The organism is Paracoccus simplex, assembly GCF_042648325.1.
GTDB classification, from domain to species: Bacteria; Pseudomonadota; Alphaproteobacteria; order Rhodobacterales; family Rhodobacteraceae; genus Paracoccus; species Paracoccus simplex.
This window is the reverse complement of the sequence record NZ_JBHRXE010000009.1, coordinates 14,389-32,330: the sequence shown is the minus strand read 5'-3', so window position 1 is coordinate 32,330 and position 17,942 is coordinate 14,389. Positions and strand designations below refer to the sequence as shown.

At 68.1% G+C, this 17,942-nt stretch carries 16 protein-coding genes; 8 read left to right on the top strand and 8 right to left on the bottom strand.

The window, feature by feature from the left end:
- Window positions 1-298: 298 nt before the first annotated feature.
- From parE to ACFOMP_RS04340, 3 genes are all read left to right on the top strand, one after another.
- Window positions 299-2,269: a DNA topoisomerase IV subunit B gene (parE, locus tag ACFOMP_RS04350; RefSeq protein WP_379028110.1), complete on the top strand. Its 1,971-nt coding sequence runs from the start codon at window positions 299-301 to the stop codon at window positions 2,267-2,269.
- Between the two features lies 1 nt (window position 2,270).
- Window positions 2,271-2,603 (top strand): YnfA family protein, encoded by a 333-nt coding sequence (locus ACFOMP_RS04345; protein WP_379028108.1) that lies wholly within the window; start codon window positions 2,271-2,273, stop codon window positions 2,601-2,603.
- A gap of 102 nt (window positions 2,604-2,705) precedes the next feature.
- Entirely contained in the window at window positions 2,706-3,164 is a 459-nt protein-coding gene (locus tag ACFOMP_RS04340) for a DUF2267 domain-containing protein (RefSeq protein ID WP_379028106.1), read from the top strand.
- A 29-nt stretch (window positions 3,165-3,193) separates the two neighbouring features.
- Here the strand turns inward: ACFOMP_RS04340 and ACFOMP_RS04335 are convergent, their stop codons facing one another.
- From ACFOMP_RS04335 to ACFOMP_RS04315, 5 genes are all read right to left on the bottom strand, one after another.
- Window positions 3,194-3,880 (bottom strand): phosphatase PAP2 family protein, encoded by a 687-nt coding sequence (locus ACFOMP_RS04335; RefSeq protein WP_379028104.1) that lies wholly within the window; start codon window positions 3,878-3,880, stop codon window positions 3,194-3,196.
- Entirely contained in the window at window positions 3,877-4,551 is a 675-nt protein-coding gene (locus tag ACFOMP_RS04330) for an ABC transporter ATP-binding protein (protein WP_289893790.1), read from the bottom strand. Before ACFOMP_RS04330 ends, ACFOMP_RS04335 begins: the two co-directional genes overlap by 4 nt.
- Window positions 4,552-4,629: 78 nt before the next feature.
- Entirely contained in the window at window positions 4,630-5,931 is a 1,302-nt protein-coding gene (locus ACFOMP_RS04325; RefSeq protein ID WP_289893791.1) for an ABC transporter permease, read from the bottom strand.
- Window positions 5,932-6,002: 71 nt separating this feature from the next.
- Complete coding sequence (locus ACFOMP_RS04320) at window positions 6,003-6,461, bottom strand: Lrp/AsnC family transcriptional regulator (protein WP_289893792.1); 459 nt, start codon at window positions 6,459-6,461, stop codon at window positions 6,003-6,005.
- A complete protein-coding gene (locus ACFOMP_RS04315) occupies window positions 6,458-6,913 on the bottom strand; it encodes an Lrp/AsnC family transcriptional regulator (RefSeq protein ID WP_379028101.1) in 456 nt (151 codons plus the stop codon). Before ACFOMP_RS04315 ends, ACFOMP_RS04320 begins: the two co-directional genes overlap by 4 nt.
- 127 nt (window positions 6,914-7,040) lie before the next feature.
- Here ACFOMP_RS04315 and ilvC point away from each other — a divergent pair, with 127 nt between their 5' ends.
- Window positions 7,041-8,063 carry a ketol-acid reductoisomerase gene (gene ilvC / locus ACFOMP_RS04310; RefSeq protein ID WP_379028099.1) on the top strand — a complete coding sequence of 341 codons (1,023 nt, stop codon included), beginning with the start codon at window positions 7,041-7,043 and terminating at the stop codon, window positions 8,061-8,063.
- Window positions 8,064-8,114: 51 nt separating this feature from the next.
- On the opposite strand, the gene ACFOMP_RS04305 is transcribed toward ilvC, so the two are convergent.
- Window positions 8,115-9,176: a hypothetical protein gene (locus ACFOMP_RS04305; RefSeq protein WP_379028097.1), complete on the bottom strand. Its 1,062-nt coding sequence runs from the start codon at window positions 9,174-9,176 to the stop codon at window positions 8,115-8,117.
- Between the two features lie 47 nt (window positions 9,177-9,223).
- The gene (gene dnaE / locus ACFOMP_RS04300) at window positions 9,224-12,694 is read right to left on the bottom strand and encodes a DNA polymerase III subunit alpha (RefSeq protein WP_379028095.1); all 3,471 of its coding nucleotides are present in this window, start codon (window positions 12,692-12,694) and stop codon (window positions 9,224-9,226) included.
- Between the two features lie 92 nt (window positions 12,695-12,786).
- Between dnaE and ACFOMP_RS04295 the strand changes: the two genes are divergently transcribed.
- The 4 genes from ACFOMP_RS04295 to ACFOMP_RS04280 are packed head-to-tail and all read left to right on the top strand — an operon-like array spanning window position 12,787 to window position 17,343.
- Window positions 12,787-14,301, top strand: a complete 1,515-nt coding sequence (locus ACFOMP_RS04295) for an ABC transporter ATP-binding protein (protein ID WP_379028093.1) — start codon at window positions 12,787-12,789, stop codon at window positions 14,299-14,301.
- On the top strand, window positions 14,288-15,358 hold the full coding sequence (locus ACFOMP_RS04290) for an ABC transporter permease (RefSeq protein WP_289893798.1): 1,071 nt from the start codon (window positions 14,288-14,290) through the stop codon (window positions 15,356-15,358). The genes ACFOMP_RS04295 and ACFOMP_RS04290 overlap by 14 nt, the downstream gene beginning before the upstream one ends.
- A complete protein-coding gene (locus tag ACFOMP_RS04285) occupies window positions 15,355-16,245 on the top strand; it encodes an ABC transporter permease (protein WP_289893799.1) in 891 nt (296 codons plus the stop codon). The genes ACFOMP_RS04290 and ACFOMP_RS04285 overlap by 4 nt, the downstream gene beginning before the upstream one ends.
- 21 nt (window positions 16,246-16,266) lie before the next feature.
- The gene (locus ACFOMP_RS04280; RefSeq protein ID WP_379028091.1) at window positions 16,267-17,343 is read left to right on the top strand and encodes a BMP family ABC transporter substrate-binding protein; all 1,077 of its coding nucleotides are present in this window, start codon (window positions 16,267-16,269) and stop codon (window positions 17,341-17,343) included.
- A gap of 54 nt (window positions 17,344-17,397) precedes the next feature.
- On the opposite strand, the gene dps is transcribed toward ACFOMP_RS04280, so the two are convergent.
- A complete protein-coding gene (dps, locus tag ACFOMP_RS04275) occupies window positions 17,398-17,895 on the bottom strand; it encodes a DNA starvation/stationary phase protection protein Dps (RefSeq protein ID WP_379028252.1) in 498 nt (165 codons plus the stop codon).
- Window positions 17,896-17,942: the final 47 nt, after the last annotated feature.

Genomic DNA, 17,942 nt, shown 5'->3' with positions numbered 1-17,942 from the left:
ACCACCGCCACTCCCGACTCTTTACCCTTCGGAGGTGGCCGGCGTTTCCCTCTTGACCCGCTCACCATCCATTCGCGCGCGCCCCCGTTCACCCTTCAACGACAGAACTGTGACAGTGATTCCCGCGACCGACCTTGACCTGCGTCAAACTGCCGGGCGTTTTGTCGCATTTGGCGGGGCTTGACGCCGCGCTCGGCCACCATCACTTGCGGCCCCTGCCCCGGCCGACACTTTCCCTTGCCCATGGCCCGCCGGGCATGAGATAACGCCGGCCCAGAGTACAAGACGAGCAGGTGCCATGGCAGACGATCTCTTTCCCGCCTCGGACAAGGCCACCGAAAGCTATTCGGCCGCCTCGATCGAGGTTCTCGAGGGGCTGGAGCCCGTCCGCAAGCGTCCCGGCATGTATATCGGCGGCACCGATGAACGCGCCCTGCATCACCTGGTGGCCGAGATCCTCGACAACTCGATGGACGAGGCGGTGGCCGGCCACGCCAGCCGCATCGAGGTCGAGTTGCTGGCCGATTTCAGCGTGGTGATCCGCGACAACGGCCGCGGCATTCCCATCGACCCGCACCCGAAATTTCCCGGCAAGTCGGCGCTGGAGGTGATCCTGTGCACGCTGCATGCCGGCGGCAAGTTCTCGGGCGACGCCTATCAGACCTCGGGCGGGTTGCACGGCGTCGGCGCCTCGGTGGTCAACGCGCTGTCGGACAGCATGGTGGTGCAGGTCGCCCGCAACAAGGAGCTGTTCCAGCAGAGTTTCTCGCGCGGGGTCCCGCTTGGCCCGGTGGAAAAGGTCGGCGCCGCCCCGAACCGGCGCGGCACCACCGTGACCTTCCACGCCGACGAGCAGATCTTCGGCCATCACCGCTTCAAACCGGCGCGGCTGCTGAAGATGGTGAAATCCAAGGCCTATCTGTTCTCGGGCGTCGAGATCCGCTGGAAATCCGAGATCGACGACGGCGAGACGCCGCCGGAGGCGGTGTTCCACTTTCCCGGCGGGCTGGCCGACTATCTTTCCGAAACCCTCGACGGCTCCTCGACCTATGCCGACCGGCCCTTTGCCGGCAGCGTCGATTTCAAGGAAAAGTTCAACACCCCCGGCAAGGTGGACTGGGCGATCAACTGGACGCCGTCGCGCGACGGCTTCATCCAGTCCTATTGCAACACCGTCCCCACGCCCGAGGGCGGCACGCATGAGGCCGGCTTCTGGTCGGCGATCCTGCGCGGCATCCGCGCCTATGGCGAACGGGTCAGCAACAAGAAGGCGGCGCAGATCACCCGCGACGACCTGCTGACCGGCGGCTGCGCGCTGGTCAGCTGCTTCATCCGCGAGCCGGAATTCGTCGGCCAGACCAAGGACCGCCTGGCCACCACCGAGGCGGCCCGGCTGGTCGAGGGCGCGGTGCGCGACCATTTCGACAACTGGCTGGCGGCCGACACGAAATCCGCCGGCGCCATCCTGGATTTCCTGGTGCTGCGCGCCGAGGAACGGCTGCGCCGCCGCCAGGAAAAGGAAACCGCCCGCAAGTCGGCGACCAAGAAGCTGCGTCTGCCCGGCAAGCTGGTCGATTGCTCGGCCACCAACCGCGACGGCACCGAACTGTTCATCGTCGAGGGCGACTCGGCCGGCGGCAGCGCCAAGATGGCGCGCGAACGCCAGACCCAGGCGCTGCTGCCGCTGCGCGGCAAGATCCTGAACGTGCTGGGCGCCGCCAGCTCGAAGCTCGGCCAGAACCAGGAGATCGCCGATCTCTGCCAGGCGCTCGGCGCCGGCATGGGCAGCAAGTTCAACGTGGACGATCTGCGCTATGACAAGATCATCATCATGACCGATGCCGACGTGGACGGCGCCCATATCGCCTCGCTGCTGATGACCTTCTTCTTCACCCAGATGCGGCCGCTGATCGACAAGGGCCATCTGTACCTGGCCTGCCCGCCGCTCTATCGCCTGACCCAGGGCGCGCATCGGGTCTATGTCGCCGACGATGCCGAGAAAGAGGCGATGCTGGCCAAGGGCCTGGGGGGCAAGGGCAAGATCGACGTGCAACGCTTCAAGGGTCTGGGCGAGATGGACGCCAAGGACCTGAAGGACACGACGATGAACCCGAAGACGCGCAAGCTGATCCGGGTCTCGATCGACGAGGACGAAGGCGGCGAGACCTCGGACCTGGTCGAGCGGCTGATGGGCAAGAAGCCCGAGCTGCGCTTCCAGTTCATTCAGGAGAACGCACAATTCGCGGATGCCGAGGAACTGGACCTCTGACATGGCGCTGGCCGCGCCGCTTGCCGTCTACATCCTTGCCGCGCTGGCCGAGATCGCCGGCTGCTTTGCCTTCTGGGCCTGGCTGCGGCTGGGCCGCTCGGCCTGGTGGCTGGTGCCGGGCATGGTCTCGCTGGCGCTGTTCGCCTGGCTGCTGACCCGGGTGGACACGGATTTCGCCGGCCGCGCCTATGCGGCCTATGGCGGGATCTATGTGGCGTCCTCGCTGGGCTGGCTGTGGCTGACCGAGGGTCAGGTGCCGAGCCGCTGGGATCTGCTGGGCGGCGGGCTGTGCGGGCTGGGCGCGGTGGTGATCCTGGCCGGCGCGCGGGGGTAACGGGTCGTCACGAGCGGCTGGGCTGGGCGGCTTTGCGGGACGAATCGGCCTCGGCGGGCTAGGATCAGGTGCCTGATGCCCCAGAAGAGACGAGAGCCGATCATGCCGATGCCCTGGACCTATCGCCACGCTTCCAAGGAATGGAGGGCGATCCTTGACGATCTCAGGGACCGCATGGACCTCACGTCGGATAATACGGCCTATACCGCGATGGACGGGGTCTTACAGGTGTTTCGGCGGCGGCTGACCGCCCAGCAGGGATTGAACTTTGCTTCCGTTCTTCCAGCCATACCGCGCGCGGTTTTCGTTGCGGGCTGGCAGGTTCACCTCCCCCCGCTTCCCTTCGCGGAGCGGGCTGCCTTGGTGCGGGAGGTAAAGAAGGTCCGGCAGAACCACAACCTGACGCCTGACAATGCCATTGAGGCGACAGCCTGGTCCTTGCGCCGTTACACGAACAAAGCGGATCTGGCGCGGGTGCTGGCGACCCTGCCCGAAGGCGCAGTCGAGTTTTGGCATGTGGATGTGGCCGATCCGCGTGAGATCGAGCAAAGAATTTTCTAGGCCGATCGGATCGACCGCCCGCTAAGGGCTCAGAACCGCATCCCCACCGAGACGCTCGCGCCCTCGGTGCCGATCCCGAAGCTTGCCGCGCCGAAGCTGATGCCGATCAGCGCCCCGGTCCAGACCTGCTGCGGGGTATGTTCGCCGGCATGGATGCGGCTCCAGCCGGTCAGGCCGGCCGCGCCATAGGTGGCGGCGCCGGCCAAGGGTTTGTCCTCGAAGCATTTTCCGGCCAGATCCGCGGCGCCGAAAAAGGCCATCGCCGTATGGCCCGAGGGAAAGCCGCCGCCTTGGCCCGAAGGGCGGCGGGCGATCGGCGCGTCGATATATTCCTTCATCGCCCAGACCAGCGCCGTCTGCAAAAGCCCGCGCAGCGCGAAATCCTCGAGCCGGTCCTGGTCGGCGGCGCAGGCGGCCGCGGCCAGCGGCAGGCCGTATTTCATCGCCGTGCCGAACTGCTCGAACGGGTCGGCGGCGGCCGGGGCCGGCAGCAGGCCGAGAAGCGCCAGCCCCGCCGCCAGGCAGCCGGGGTATTTGGAAAACGGTGAAGGCCGCGGCGGCGCGCAACGGCTGCGGGCGTTGCGCCGGGGCTGTCTGGCGGCGTCCGGGCCGCCGGGACCAGCAATTGCCGGGGTTTCGGGCGTGATCTGCGTGCAGCCCGCATGCACCGCGCGTACACCGGCCGTACACCGCCGCCGGCCGGCGGCGGCCGTCATGCCGCGCCCCCCCCGCCCAGCCGCACCACCCGGTCCATGCGCCCTGCCAGCTCGAGGTTGTGGGTGGCGATCAGCGCCGCCAGCCCGGTTTCGCGCACCAGCGTCATCAGCATGTCGAACACCTTGTCCGAGGTCGCCGGGTCGAGATTGCCGGTCGGCTCGTCCGCCAGCAGCAGCGAGGGCTGGTTGGCCAGCGCCCGGCAGAAGGCGACGCGCTGCTGCTCGCCGCCCGAAAGCTGCGCCGGCCGGTGGGCGGCGCGATGCGACAGCCCGACCCGCCCCAGCAGGTCGGCGGCCCGCGCCCGCGCGGCGGCGCCGGAGACGCCATTGGCCAGTTGCGGCAGCACGATGTTCTCGGCCGCGGTGAACTCGGGCAGCAGGTGGTGGAACTGGTAGACGAAGCCCAGCTCCTCGCGCCGCGCCTCGGTCCGGGCGCGGTCGCCCTGCCCGCTCATCTCGCGGCCGTTGATCGCCACCCGCCCGGCATCGGCGGTGTCGAGCAGGCCGGCGATATGCAGAAGCGTCGATTTCCCCGCCCCGGACGGCGCCACCAGCGCCACCACCTCGCCGCGCGCCACGCTGAGCGACAGGCCGGAGAGCACCGGAACCGGCGCCGGGCCGCCCTTGCCATAGGTCTTGGAAACGCCTTCGAGGACCAGGACGTCATTCATGATGCGGGGCCCTCTTGCGGGTTCGGATTGGCCGGGGCCGGTCCCCGGCGGCGGGCCGGGCGAGCGGGACGCGCGGGATCATTCATAGCGCAGCGCCTCGACCGGGTTCATGCGCGCCGCCCGCCGCGCCGGGAAGATCGTCACCACGAAGGCCAGCCCCAGGGACAGCGCCACGGCGCGGAAGATGTCCCAGGCGCGCAGCTCGCCATGCAGCGCGTAGATGCCGCGCACCTCGGGCTGCCAGGCATTGCCGCCGGTCAGCGCGTTCAGCGCCGCCATGACATGGTCGACGTTCAAGGCCAGCGCCACGCCCAGCAGCACGCCGGCGGCGGTGCCGATCACCCCGGTGAAGGCGCCGCAGAGGAAGAACACCCGCAGCACCGCGCCTTCGGTCAGGCCCATGGTGCGCAGGATGCCGATGTCGCGGCCCTTGTTCTTGACCAGCATGATCAGGCCCGAGGTGATGTTCATCGAGGCGATCAGCACCAGGATCGCCAGGATGACGAACATCACGTCATCCTCCATGTCCAGCGCGGCAAGGAAGCTGCCCGAGGCGTCGCGCCAGGTCCAGACCTGGCCGCGTTCGCCCACCGCCGCCAGCAATTGCGGCGTCCAGTCGTCCACCCGTTCGGGATCCCCGACGAAGACCTCGATCTCGTCGGCGACGCCCTCGCGGTTGAAGAAGCTCTGCGCCGCGGCCATGGGCATGTAGATGCGGGCCTCGTCGATGTCCCAGCGCCCGGCCGAGAAGACATAGACCACCTCGTAGCTTTCGATCCGGGGCGTGGTGCCGACCGGCGTCTGTGCCCCCTCGGGCGAGACCAGCTGGATGCGGTCGCCGACGCCGACGCCCAGCGTCCGCGCCAGCCCCAGGCCGATGGCGACGCCCCGGTCGTAATCGGCGATGTTGCCGCTGGCGCGCTGGGGATCGACGACGCCGGGCAGCGCCTTCAGCGCCTCGGCCGAGACGCCGTAGACGTCACCCAGGCCGCGGGCGCCGTTCTGGGTGGCCATGACCTTGCCGCGCACCGCCGGATCGGCGCGGGTGACGCCGGGGACGGCGGCGATCTTCGCGGCCAGCGCGTCGTAATCCGCGATCGTGCCGGGGGAGACGTAGGTTTCCTCGGTCAGCTCGTTATAGATCTGCGTCGGCGGGTAATAGACGGTGCTGTGCGGGTTGGCGCCCAGGATGGTGTCGACGAAATCCGCCCGGAAACCGGCCCGCACCGCCAGCGTGGCGATCAGCGCCATGACGCCCAGGGTGATGCCGATCAGGCTGATCCAGGTCATCACGCTGACCCCGCCCTCGGCCCGGCGGGCGCGCAGGTAGCGCCAGGCGATCAGGAATTCGTAACGCGAAAACGGGGCGGGACTGGCCATCGCTCACCTCATGTTGGGTCGCGCCTGATTGGCGGCTTTGCCGGGGTTTTGCAAGCCAACAAGCCCGTGACCTAGAGCGGGCCGGGCCGGCGTTCCTCGGAGAGCATCACGTTCGCCTCGACCTGGCCGACGCCGGGCAGGGTCATGATGCGGCGGCGCAGGATGCGTTCGAAATCGGCGATGTCGCGGGCATGGATGCGCAGCCGGTAGTCGAACTGGCCCAGCACATGCTGGACGGTCTGCACCTCGGGGATGGCGGTCACCGCGCGCTCGAAATCCTCGAGGCTGGTGCGGCCCTTGGCAGCCAGGCGGATGCCCAGGAAGACGGTGACGCCGAATCCCAGCGCCGCCTCGTCCACCACCACGCGGCGGCCGGCGATCACCCCCGCCTCGGCCAGGCGCCGGATGCGGCGCCAGGTGGCGGGCTGGGTCAGGCCCAGGGCGCGGCCGATCTCGGCCGCGCCGCGGGTCGCGTCCTGGGCCAGGAGCCGCAGGATGGCCAGGTCGGTGGCGTCGGGGGCGAGGCTCACAGCGGCAGCTCCTGCACGTCCTTGATGGTCGAGACCAGCATCAGCGCGTCGCTGTCCTGGACATGCGGCAGCGTCAGGATGCTTTCGCGGTAGATCTGCTGCCAATGCGCCATGTCGCGGGCGATGACCGACAGCCGCAGGTCGACCGAGCCGAGGAAGGTCTGGATCTCGGTCACCTCGGGGACGCGGCGGGCGGCGGCCTGGAATTCGTCGAAGGCGCGCGGATGGGTCTTGTCGAGGGTGAAGCGCAGGCTGACCTGCACCTCGTAGCCGAGCTTGCGCCAGTCGATGCGGGTCTCGGTGGCGCGGATCACCCCGGTCTCGCGCAGCTTTTCCAGCCGGCGCCACAGGCTGGCGGGCGTCACCCCGGCGCGCAGGGCCAGTTCGGCATTGGCGATGTCGGGATCGGCGAGCAGCTGGCGCAGGATGCGGCGATCGGTGGCGTCGGGCATGATTTTTTCGCAAAGATGATCTATCGTTTATTACCATTTCGCATTTGAAGATAGAAGTGCGAAAAATGCGCTGATCTGCCGGCGCGCGGCTGCTACAACCCCTGCAGCGAAATGGAGGGAGTTTCCGATGCGCGTTTACTATGATCGCGATTGCGACGTGAACCTGATCAAGGACAAGAAGATCGCCATGCTGGGTTACGGCAGCCAGGGCCACGCCCATGCGCTGAACCTGCGCGATTCCGGTGCCAAGAACGTCGTCGTCGCGCTGCGCGAGGGCTCGGCCTCGGCCAAGAAGGCGGAAGCCGAGGGGCTGAAGGTCATGGGCATCGCCGAGGCCGCCGCCTGGGCCGACCTGATCATGTTCACCATGCCCGACGAACTGCAGGCCGAGACCTACAAGAAATACGTGCATGACAATATCCGCGAAGGCGCGGCCATCGCCTTTGCCCACGGTCTGAACATCCATTTCGGCCTGATCGAGGCCAAGCCGGGCGTCGACGTGATCATGATGGCGCCGAAGGGCCCGGGCCACACCGTGCGCGGCGAATACACCAAGGGCGGCGGCGTGCCCTGCCTGTTCGCGGTGCATAACGACGCCACCGGCAAGGCGCAGGATCTGGCGCTGAGCTATTGCTCGGCCATCGGCGGCGGCCGCTCGGGCATCATCGAGACCAACTTCCGCCAGGAATGCGAGACCGACCTGTTCGGCGAGCAGGCGGTGCTGTGCGGCGGTCTGGTCGAGCTGATCCGCATGGGCTTCGAAACCCTGGTCGAGGCCGGCTACGAGCCGGAAATGGCCTATTTCGAATGCCTGCACGAGGTGAAGCTGATCGTGGACCTGATCTACGAGGGCGGCATCGCCAACATGAACTACTCGATCTCGAACACCGCGGAATATGGCGAGTATGTCTCGGGCCCGCGCATCCTGCCTTACGAGGAAACCAAGGCCCGCATGAAGGAAGTGCTGTCGGACATCCAGACCGGCAAGTTCGTGCGCGACTTCATGCAGGAGAACGCCGTCGGCCAGCCGTCCTTCAAGGCGACGCGCCGCATCAACGACGAACACCAGATCGAGAAGGTCGGCGAGAAGCTGCGCGCCATGATGCCCTGGATCAGCAAGGGCAAGATGGTGGACAAGGAGCGCAACTGAGCGCCCTTGCCCCGGAAATGGAAAGCCCCGCCGATGGCGGGGCTTTTGCGTTCAGCTGACGCCCTGCGCCGCTTGCAGCCGGTCGATGGCGCGCTGTTCGTCGGCGGCGGTCCAGCCGGCCTGCAACAGCCGCACCAGCTGCGCGATGAAGGCCGGATCGACGGCCCGCAGCGCCGCGAGCTGCTGCTCGGACAGCAGGTTCACATATTCCAGCGCCACGTCGTCGCTGTCGGTGAAATGCGCCGCCTCGAGCCGGTCGAAGATCGCGCGCAGCCGCTTGGTGTTGGTGCCGAGTCCGGCGCAGAACTTCGCCAGCCCCTTTTCGTCCATGTTGACGGTCATGCCCCAGCCGCCGGTGCGGAAGCGGTTCACAACGAATTCACCGTCTTGCGCGACATAGTTCAGAAAGCCATGCGCGACCTTGAAACCGACCTTGGAACTGGTCCAGTCCATGCGCAGGTCAAGGAAGCTGACCGGGTCGAAGGTATAGGCGTTGTTCACCCGGTTCAGCCCCACCGGCCAGCCGCGCGCCGGCGAGCCGAAGCTGTTCACCTCGAGGCCCCGGACCGAGTCCACGCCCTTGACCAGCGTCACCGCGGAAAGCGCGTTCGAGGTCACCAGGTTGCCCTGGCTGTGGCAATAGACCGGCGTGCCCAGCATGCCGCCCGGCTGGCCGATCAGCAGCGCGAACAGCGATTGCGCCGCCGGGTTGCCGGCCAGCATCTCATGCGCGAAATCCTCCTTGCTGAGCATCGGGCGCTTCTCGCGGCTCTTCTGCCAGACCTGGTCGAAGAACGCGATCCAGTTGGTGTTGTGGTTCAGGTTCGAGGTCTGGACCTGGGTCAGCCGCGCCTTGTCGGTGATGCACTGGAACAGGTCGGCCCAGAAACCGTCCTTGCGGTTGTAGACGCCGATGACCGGGCAGCCCAGCATCAGCGACAGCGCCTCGGCGCTGGCCCGGTGATCGGCGCCGGTATTCATCATGCCGTTGACGAAGATCACCGGCTTGGTCGGGTTGAACCAGCTTTTGTTCTGGACCTCGGGCGAGACGAAGCGCGTCACCGCCCCGTCCGCCGAGGGCGTGGCGCCCTGCGCAATGGTCGGGAATCGCATGAAAGCTCCTTGTAACAATGGGCCGGCGGGCCGGCCGGATGAAAAAACTATTCTTCAAGCACTTCCAGCACGCCGGGAATGACGCGCAACGCCTGGCGCGCCGGCGTGGTCAAGGGCGCGTCCTCGGCGATCTCGATATCCACCAGATCCTCGCCGTCCTTGAGCCGCAAGGCAATAGGCCCGCGCGCGCGGGCCGGGGCGGCGATCTCGGCCCGGATGCGGGCCAGCGCCTCGGCGATGCCGGGCACGGCGTCCAGCCCGGCGATCTCGACCGCGAGGCGATTGGCCCCGGCATCCGCCACCGCCTGATCGAGCGGCGTCACCGCGCGGGCCAGAAGCTTGACCTGATCGCCCGACGGCTCGACCTGCACCTGCAGCACCACGTTCTCGCCCGGTTCCAGGTGCTGGCGATGGGCGTCCAGCGTGTCGGAAAACACCGTGACCTCGTAAAGCCCGGTCGGGTCCGACAGGCCGACGAAGGCGAAACGGGTGCCGCGGGCGGATTTCTTTTCCTGCCGGAAGGCCACGGTGCCGGCCAGCGAGGCGACCAGCGCCCCATCGGCCGCCGCCTGCGTCACCTCGGCCAGGGTCTGCACGTTCTTGCGGCGCAGCGCCGGCTGGTAATCGTCCAGCGGATGGCCCGAGAGGTAGAAGCCGACCGCCGCATGTTCCTCGGCCAGCTTCTCGGCCGGCATCCAGATCGGCGCCGGCACGGGGCGCGGCGGCGGCAGATCCTCGCCGCCGCCGAACAGCGAGCTTTGCGACGAGGCCGCGGCTTCCTGCACCGCCGCCGACCAGGCGACCAGCCCGTCCAGCGCCTTGAGCACCCGGGCGCGGTTCGGTTCCAGCCCATCGAAGGCGCCGGCGCGGGCCAGCATCTCCAGCGGCCGCTTGCCGACGCGCTTCATGTCGACGCGGCGGGCGAAATCGTGCAGGTCGCGGAACGGCGTCTGGCCGCGCGCCGCGGTGATCAGCCGCATCGCCTCGACACCGACGCCCTTCAGCGCGCCGAGCGCATAGACGATGCGGCCGTCCTTGACGCTGAAGGTCGGCTCGGAGCGGTTGACGCAGGGCGGCACGGTCTCGATCCCCATCCGGTCGGCCTCGCGCTTATAGACGGCGAGCTTGTCGGTCAGATGAATGTCGCAGTTCATCACCGCGGCCATGAACTCGACCGGGTGATTGGCCTTGAGCCAGGCGGTCTGGTAGCTGACCACGGCATAGGCGGCGGCATGGGACTTGTTGAAACCGTAATTGGCAAATTTCTCAAGCAGGTCAAAGACCTCTCCGGCCTTCTTCGCGTCGATTCCCTGTTGCTTGCAGCCCTCGACGAATTTCGGCCGCTCCTTGGCCATCTCCTCGGCGATCTTCTTGCCCATGGCGCGGCGCAGCAGGTCGGCGCCGCCCAGGCTGTAGCCGGCCATGACCTGGGCGATCTGCATCACCTGTTCCTGGTAGACGATGATGCCCTGGGTCTCGGCCAGGATGTGGTCGATGGTGGGGTGAATGGATTCAAGCGGTCGCAGGCCGTTCTTCACCTCGCAATAGGTCGGGATGTTCTCCATCGGGCCGGGGCGATACAGCGCCACCAGCGCCACGATATCCTCGATGCAGGTCGGCTTCATGCGCCGCAGCGCGTCCATCATCCCCGAACTTTCGACCTGGAACACCGCCACGGTGCGGGCGCTGGCGAACAGCTCATAGCTGGGCTTGTCGTCCAGCGGGATGGCGTTGATCTGGTTCTCGGCCCCCTTGGCCGGATCGTAGAGCCGCCGCCCGTCGGCGGCAACATGCAGCGGCCGGCCGCCGGCATTGATGAGATCGACCGCGTTCTGGATCACCGTCAGGGTCTTGAGGCCGAGAAAGTCGAACTTGACCAGCCCGGCCTGCTCGACCCATTTCATGTTGAACTGCGTCGCCGGCATGTCCGAGGCCGGATCGCGATAAAGCGGCACCAGCCGGTGCAGCGGCCGGTCGCCGATCACCACGCCGGCGGCATGGGTCGAGGCATTGCGCAGCAACCCCTCGATCTTGGCGGCATAGTCCAGCAGGCGGGCGACCACCTCCTCCCTGGCGGCCTCGCGCAGGCGCGGCTCGTCGGCCAGGGCCTTGGTGACGCTGACCGGCTTCACGCCCTCGACCGGGATCATCTTGGACAGCCGGTCCACCTGGCCGAAGGGCAGTTGCAGCACCCGGCCCACGTCGCGCACCGCCGCCTTGGAGAGAAGCGCGCCGAAGGTGATGATCTGGCCGACCTTGTCGCGGCCGTATTTCTCTTGCACGTATTGGATCACCTCCTCGCGGCGATCCATGCAGAAGTCGATGTCGAAGTCGGGCATCGACACCCGTTCCGGGTTCAGAAACCGCTCGAAGAGCAGGCTGTAACGCATTGGATCCAGGTCGGTAATCGTCAGCGCATAGGCAACCAGAGAGCCGGCGCCCGAGCCGCGGCCCGGCCCGACCGGGATGCCGTGTTCCTTGGCCCATTTGATGAAGTCGGCGACGATCAGGAAATAGCCGGGAAAGCCCATCTGCTCGATGATGCCCAGCTCGAAGCGCAGGCGCTCCTCGTATTCCTCGACGGTGGCGGAATGCGGGATCACCGCCAGCCGGGCGCGCAAGCCGTCCCAGGCCTGGCGGCGCAGTTCCTCGACCTCGTCACCCGCAAAGCGCGGCAGGATCGGCTTGTGTTTCTTGACCGCGAAGGCGCAGCGGCGGGCGATCTCGACGGTGTTCTGGATCGCCTCGGGCAGGTCGGCGAACAGCGCGGCCATTTCGGCGGCGGTCTTGAAGTAATGCTGCGGCGTCAGCCGGCGGCGCGGCGCGGTCTGGTCGACATAGGCGCGGTCCGAGATGCAGATCAGCGCGTCATGGGCGTCGAACAGCTCGGATTTCGGGAAATACACGTCGTTTGTGGCGACCAGCGGCAGGTCGAGCGCATAGGCGATGTCGATCATGCCGCCTTCCGAGCCCGCCTCCTCGGGGACGGGCTGACCCTCGGCATCGTGGTGGCGCTGCAGTTCGACATAAAGCCGGGTCGGGAAGGCGGCGGCCAGCCGCTCGGCCAGGCCGCGGGCCTCGGCCGGGCGGCCCTGCAGCACCAGCTGGCCCAGCGGGCCGCCGGCGCCGCCGGTCAGGCAGATCAGCCCCTCGGCATGGGCTTCCAGATCGGCCAGCGTCACATGCGGCAGCGCGTGGTCGTCGCGCAGGTAAAGGCAGGTCGACAGCTCCATCAGGTTCAGCCAGCCGGTCTCGTTCTGGGCCAGCAGCACCACCGGGCCGGTCACTTCGGCCGCCAGCGTGACCTGGCAGCCGACGATGGGCTGCACGCCGGCATCCTGCGCCTTGACCGAGAATTCCAGCGCCGCGAACAGCGCGTTGGTATCGGTCAGCGCCACGGCCGGCATGCCGTTCTGCGCCGCCAGATCGGCAAGTTTCTTGACCGGCACCGCGCCTTCCAGCAGCGAATGTTCGGAATGGGTGCGCAGGTGGATGAATCGGGGAGAATTTTCCGGCATGGCGCAATCTAGGTCCGACCTGACGGATTGTGCAATTGCCCCTCGGCGGAAAACCGCTAATCTTGGCGCAAAAAGCAGCGAGGCGCGCGACAGTGACCGATGTTTTCCGGGCCGAGGGTCTGGGCAAGAGCTATCCCGGCGTGCGGGCCAATGACGACCTGTCCTTTGCGGTCGCCGCCGGCGAGATCCATGCCCTGCTGGGCGAGAACGGCGCCGGCAAGTCCACGCTGGTCAAGATGATCTATGGCCTGGTGCGGCCGGACGAGGGGCGGATGGCGTTGCTGGGCGCACCCTATGCGCCGCACGATCCGCGCGCCGCCCGCGCCGCCGGCGTCGCCATGGTGTTCCAGCATTTCAGCCTGTTCGACGCGCTGACCGTGGCCGAGAACATTGCGCTGGGGATGGAGAACCCGCCGCCGCGCGCCGAACTTGCCCGCCGCATCGCCGAGCTGTCGCAGGGCTACGGGTTGCCGCTGAACCCCGGCCGCCGTATCGCCAGCCTGTCGGCGGGCGAGCGGCAGCGGGTCGAGATCCTGCGCTGCCTGCTGCAAGGCCCGCGCCTGCTGATCATGGACGAGCCGACCTCGGTCCTGACCCCGCAGGAGGCCGAGATCCTGTTCGCCACCCTGCGGCAACTGGCCGAGGCCGGCACGGCGGTCCTGTATATCAGCCACAAGCTGGAGGAAATCCGCAGCCATTGCGACCGCGCCACCATCCTGCGCCAGGGCCGGCTGGTCGGCACGGTCGATCCGCGCGCCCATTCCGCCCGCGAACTGGCGGCGATGATGGTCGGGGCCGAGATGCGGCTGGTGGACCGTTCCGGCCGCAAGCCCGGCGCGCCGGTGCTGGAGGTCCGGGGCCTGTCCACGCCGGCCGGCGAGGGCGTGGCGCTGAAGGACATCGCGCTGAGCCTGCGCGCGGGCGAGATCCTGGGCATCGGCGGCGTCGCCGGCAACGGCCAGGAGGAGCTGCTTTCGGCGCTGTCGGGCGAGACCGCGACCGCCGCCGGCACCGTGGCTCTGGAGGGACGCGACCTCTCTGCCGCCGGCCCCGAGGCGCGGCGCCGGGCCGGGCTGCTGGCGGCGCCCGAGGACCGGCTGGGCCATGCCGCGGTGCCCGAATTCAGCCTGGCCGAGAACACGCTGCTGACCGCCGGGGCGCGGCAGGGGCTGATCCGCAACGGCCTGATCGACCGCAAGGCGGCCACGGCTTTCGCGCAGGAGGTGATCCGCGCCTTCGACGTGCGCACCCCCGGCCCCGGCACGGCGGCGGGCGCGCTGTCGGGCGGCAACCTGCAGAAATTCGTCATCGGCCGCGAGGTGCTGGGCCGGCCGCGGGCGCTGGTCGTCAACCAGCCGACCTGGGGCGTCGATGCCGGCGCCGCCGCCGCCATCCGCCAGGCGCTGCTGGACCTGGCCGCGCAGGGTGCCGGGCTGATCGTCATCAGCCAGGACCTGGACGAGCTGCTGGAACTGTCGGACCGGTTCTGCGCCCTGAACCAGGGCCGGCTGTCCGCGCCCCGGCCGACCGAGGGCCTGACGGTCGAGGAGATCGGGCTGATGCTGGGCGGCGCGCATGGCATGGAGGTGGCGCATGTTTCGGCTTGAACCCCGCACCAGCGCCCCGCTGCTTTGGCAGGTCGCGACCCCGGTGCTGGCGGTGCTGGCGACGATGCTGGTCGGCGGCGCGCTGTTCGCCGCCATGGGCTTCGACCCGCTGGCCGCGATCCGCACCATTTTCTGGGACCCGCTGTTCGGTCCCGCCGCCGGCTATTCGCGGCCGCAACTGCTGGTCAAGGCCGGGCCGCTGATCCTGATCGCCTGCGGGTTGGCGCTGGGATTCCGCGCCGGGATCTGGAACATCGGCGCCGAGGGGCAATACATCATCGGCGCCATTTGCGGCGCCGCGGTGGCGCTGGCCGCCTATCCGCTGGACGCGTTCTGGATCTTCCCGGCGATGATCCTGGCCGGCGCGGCGGGCGGCTGGGCCTGGGGGATGATCCCGGCGCTGCTGCGCAACTGGTTCGGCGCCTCGGAAATCCTGGTATCGCTGATGCTGGTCTATGTGGCGCAGAAGGTCGCCGCCTGGATGGCCTTCGGGCCGATGAAGAACCCCGAGGGCTTCAACTTTCCCGGCTCGCGCAACCTGCAGCAATACGAGGCGGCCTCGAACCCGGACCTGATCGCCGGCTCCGGCCTGCATTGGGGCGGCGTGGCGGCGGTGCTGGCCCTGGCGGCGACCTGGTTCGTGATGTCGCGCCACGTCCTTGGCTTCCACATCCGCACCGCCGGGGCCGCCCCCCGCGCCGCGCGCTTTGCCGGCGTCCGCCCCGAGCGGCTGGTGGCGCTGTGCCTGGGCGTCTCGGGCGCGCTTGCCGGCCTCGCCGGCCTGTTCGAGGTCGCGGGCCCGGCCGGCCAGATCACCGAGAGCTTCGGCTCGGGCTACGGCTTCACCGCGATCATCGTGGCCTTCCTGGGCCGGCTGCATCCCTTGGGCATCCTGCTGGCGGGGCTGCTCATGGCGCTGACCTATATCGGCGGGGAACTGGCGCAGATGATGCTGAACCTGCCCGCGGCGACGGTGCAGGTGTTCCAGGGGATGCTGCTGTTCTTCCTGCTCGGCTTCGACATCCTGACCCGATACCGCATCCGGAGGCGCGCATGATGATCGACCCGCTTTCCGTCTTCATCCTGCTGCTGGGCGCCGCGACGCCGATCCTGTTCGCAGCCCTGGGCGAGCTGGTCGTCGAACGCGCGGGGGTGCTGAACCTGGGGGTCGAGGGCATGATGATCGGCGGCGCGCTGGCGGGCTTTGCCGTGGCCCATGCCAGCGGCAGCCCGGCGCTGGGTTTCCTGGCCGCCGCCGTCGCCGGCGCGGCGCTGTCGATGATCTTCGCGGTGCTGACGCAATTCCTGCTGTCGAACCAGGTTGCCACGGGGCTGGCGCTGACGCTGTTCGGCCTGGGCCTGACCGCCATGTTCGGCAAGCCCTACGAGGGGGTGAAGGCGCCGCCGATGCTGGCCGGGCCGCTGCGGCTGAACCTGATGATCTGGCTGGGCCTGGCGCTGGTGCCCGCTGTCTGGTGGTTCCTGATGCGCTCGCGCCCCGGCCTGATCCTGCGCGCGGTGGGCGAGAACCACGACGCCGCCCATGCGCTGGGCTATCCGGTGCGCGCCCTGCGCATCGCCGCCATCGGCTTCGGCGGCGCGCTGGCCGGGATGGGCGGCGCCTATATCTCGATCGCCACGGTGCTGCAATGGACCGAGGGCATGACCGCCGGCGCCGGCTGGATCGCGCTGGCCATCGTGGTCTTTGCGCAATGGAACCCCTGGGGCGTGCTGGCCGGGGCCTGGCTGTTCGGCGGCGTCACCGTGCTGCAGTTGCGCCTGCAGGCGGCGGGGGTCGCGGTGCCGGTGCAGCTGCTCAGCATGGCGCCCTATCTTGCCACGATCCTCGTGCTGGTGCTGATCTCGGCCCGGCAGAAATTCGGCCGCTCGGGCGGGGCTGCTGCCCCCGGATCGCTGGGCAGGCCCTTCCACGCACTGCGCTAGCGTAACCAACAGGAGACCATGATGAATCGCAGAACCCTTCTCGGCAGCGCCGCCGCCCTTCTGGCCGCCTCGGCCCTGCCCGGCTTTGCCCAGGATGAAAAGCTCAAGGTGGGCTTCATCTATGTCGGGCCGGTGGGCGACGGCGGCTGGACCTATCAACACGACCTGGCCCGCCAGGCGGTCGAAAAGGAATATGGCGACCGCGTCGAGACCACCTTCATCGAAAGCGTCCCCGAGGGCGCCGATGCCGAGCGCGCCATCACCCAACTGGCGCTGTCGGGCCATAAGCTGATCTTCACCACCAGCTTCGGCTTCATGGACGCGACCGTGAACGTAGCGAAGAAATTCCCCGACGTGAAGTTCGAGCACGCCACCGGCTACAAGACCGCCGAGAACGTCGCCACCTACGACGCCCGCTTCTACGAGGGCCGCGCCGTCATGGGCACCATCGCCGGGCGCATGACCAAGTCGAACAAGATCGGCTATATCGGCTCGTTCCCGATCCCCGAAGTGGTGCAGGGCATCAACAGCTCGTATATCCACGCGAAGAAGGTGAACCCGGATGTCGAGATGAAGGTGGTCTGGGCCTATAGCTGGTTCGATCCCGCGAAAGAGGCCGACGCCGCCGCCGCGCTGATCGCCGAGGGCGTGGACGTGATCCTGCAGCACACCGACTCGACCGCGCCGCTGGCCAAGGCGCAGGAGGCCGGCGCCATCGGTTTCGGCCAGGCCAGCGACATGGCGGCGTTCAAGCCCAGCCCGCGGGTTTCGTCGATCATCGACAACTGGGCACCCTATTACATCCAGCGCGTCGGCGAGGTGCTGGACGGGACCTGGAAATCGCATGCGGTCTGGCTGGGCATCGGCGACGGCGAGGTCGAGATCGGCGAGATCACCGAGGCGGTGCCGGCCGACATCAAAGACGAGGCGCTGGCGCTGAAGGACAGGATCGCCTCGGGCGAATACCACCCCTTCACCGGGCCGCTGAACAAGCAGGACGGCAGCGTCTGGCTGGCCGAGGGCCAGACCGCCAGCGACAAGGACCTGTCCTCGATGAACTTCTATGTCGAGGGCATCACGGCGCCGATGCCGAAGTGACCAGACGACAAAACCGGGGCTTGCGCCCCGGTTTTCATCGCCCCGGCCAGGCCGTCACTCCAGATGGCTTTCCAGGAACCACAGATCCTTGTCGGCGGTGCGCGAGGCGGCGGTGAACAGGTCGGCGGTATCGGCATCCCCGGCCTCGTCGGTGGTGCCGATGGCGGCGCGGACCTTCCCGCCGTAATCGCGCATCCGTTCGCAGACCGCCTTGATATGGTCCTCGGCCTTGGTCAGGTCGGTGGGGTATTCCTTCAGCGTGCTGGCCTTGGCCACCTTCTCGACCGTGCCGACGGCGACGCCGTCCAGCACCTGCACGCGCTCGGCCATCATGTCCACATGCTCGTCCAGCCGCGCCTTCACGGTGTCGAACAGCTCATGCACCGCGATGAAGTTGCGGCCCTTGACGTTCCAATGCGCCTGCTTGATCGCCGCCGACAGCGCCAGCGCGTCGGCCAGGCGGGCATTCAACTCGGCGATCGCGGTCTTGCGGGCATTGTCGCTGAGCCCTTTGACATTCACAGCCATGAAACTCTCCTTCGTCAGGTTCATCCTTGCAACGAAGGCCGGGACGCGACGGTTCCCCGCGACGCCGGGTC

What these genes read in the sequence shown, in the direction of transcription:
- parE (WP_379028110.1), top strand. Translation starts at nt 299, where the DNA reads ATGGCAGACGATCTCTTTCCCGCCTCGGACAAGGCCACCGAAAGCTAT.
- ACFOMP_RS04345 (WP_379028108.1), top strand. Translation starts at nt 2,271, where the DNA reads ATGGCGCTGGCCGCGCCGCTTGCCGTCTACATCCTTGCCGCGCTGGCC.
- ACFOMP_RS04340 (WP_379028106.1), top strand. Translation starts at nt 2,706, where the DNA reads ATGCCGATGCCCTGGACCTATCGCCACGCTTCCAAGGAATGGAGGGCG.
- ACFOMP_RS04335 (WP_379028104.1), bottom strand. Translation starts at nt 3,880, where the DNA reads ATGACGGCCGCCGCCGGCCGGCGGCGGTGTACGGCCGGTGTACGCGCG.
- ACFOMP_RS04330 (WP_289893790.1), bottom strand. Translation starts at nt 4,551, where the DNA reads ATGAATGACGTCCTGGTCCTCGAAGGCGTTTCCAAGACCTATGGCAAG.
- ACFOMP_RS04325 (WP_289893791.1), bottom strand. Translation starts at nt 5,931, where the DNA reads ATGGCCAGTCCCGCCCCGTTTTCGCGTTACGAATTCCTGATCGCCTGG.
- ACFOMP_RS04315 (WP_379028101.1), bottom strand. Translation starts at nt 6,913, where the DNA reads ATGCCCGACGCCACCGATCGCCGCATCCTGCGCCAGCTGCTCGCCGAT.
- ilvC (WP_379028099.1), top strand. Translation starts at nt 7,041, where the DNA reads ATGCGCGTTTACTATGATCGCGATTGCGACGTGAACCTGATCAAGGAC.
- ACFOMP_RS04305 (WP_379028097.1), bottom strand. Translation starts at nt 9,176, where the DNA reads ATGCGATTCCCGACCATTGCGCAGGGCGCCACGCCCTCGGCGGACGGG.
- dnaE (WP_379028095.1), bottom strand. Translation starts at nt 12,694, where the DNA reads ATGCCGGAAAATTCTCCCCGATTCATCCACCTGCGCACCCATTCCGAA.
- ACFOMP_RS04290 (WP_289893798.1), top strand. Translation starts at nt 14,288, where the DNA reads ATGTTTCGGCTTGAACCCCGCACCAGCGCCCCGCTGCTTTGGCAGGTC.
- ACFOMP_RS04285 (WP_289893799.1), top strand. Translation starts at nt 15,355, where the DNA reads ATGATGATCGACCCGCTTTCCGTCTTCATCCTGCTGCTGGGCGCCGCG.
- ACFOMP_RS04280 (WP_379028091.1), top strand. Translation starts at nt 16,267, where the DNA reads ATGAATCGCAGAACCCTTCTCGGCAGCGCCGCCGCCCTTCTGGCCGCC.
- dps (WP_379028252.1), bottom strand. Translation starts at nt 17,895, where the DNA reads ATGAACCTGACGAAGGAGAGTTTCATGGCTGTGAATGTCAAAGGGCTC.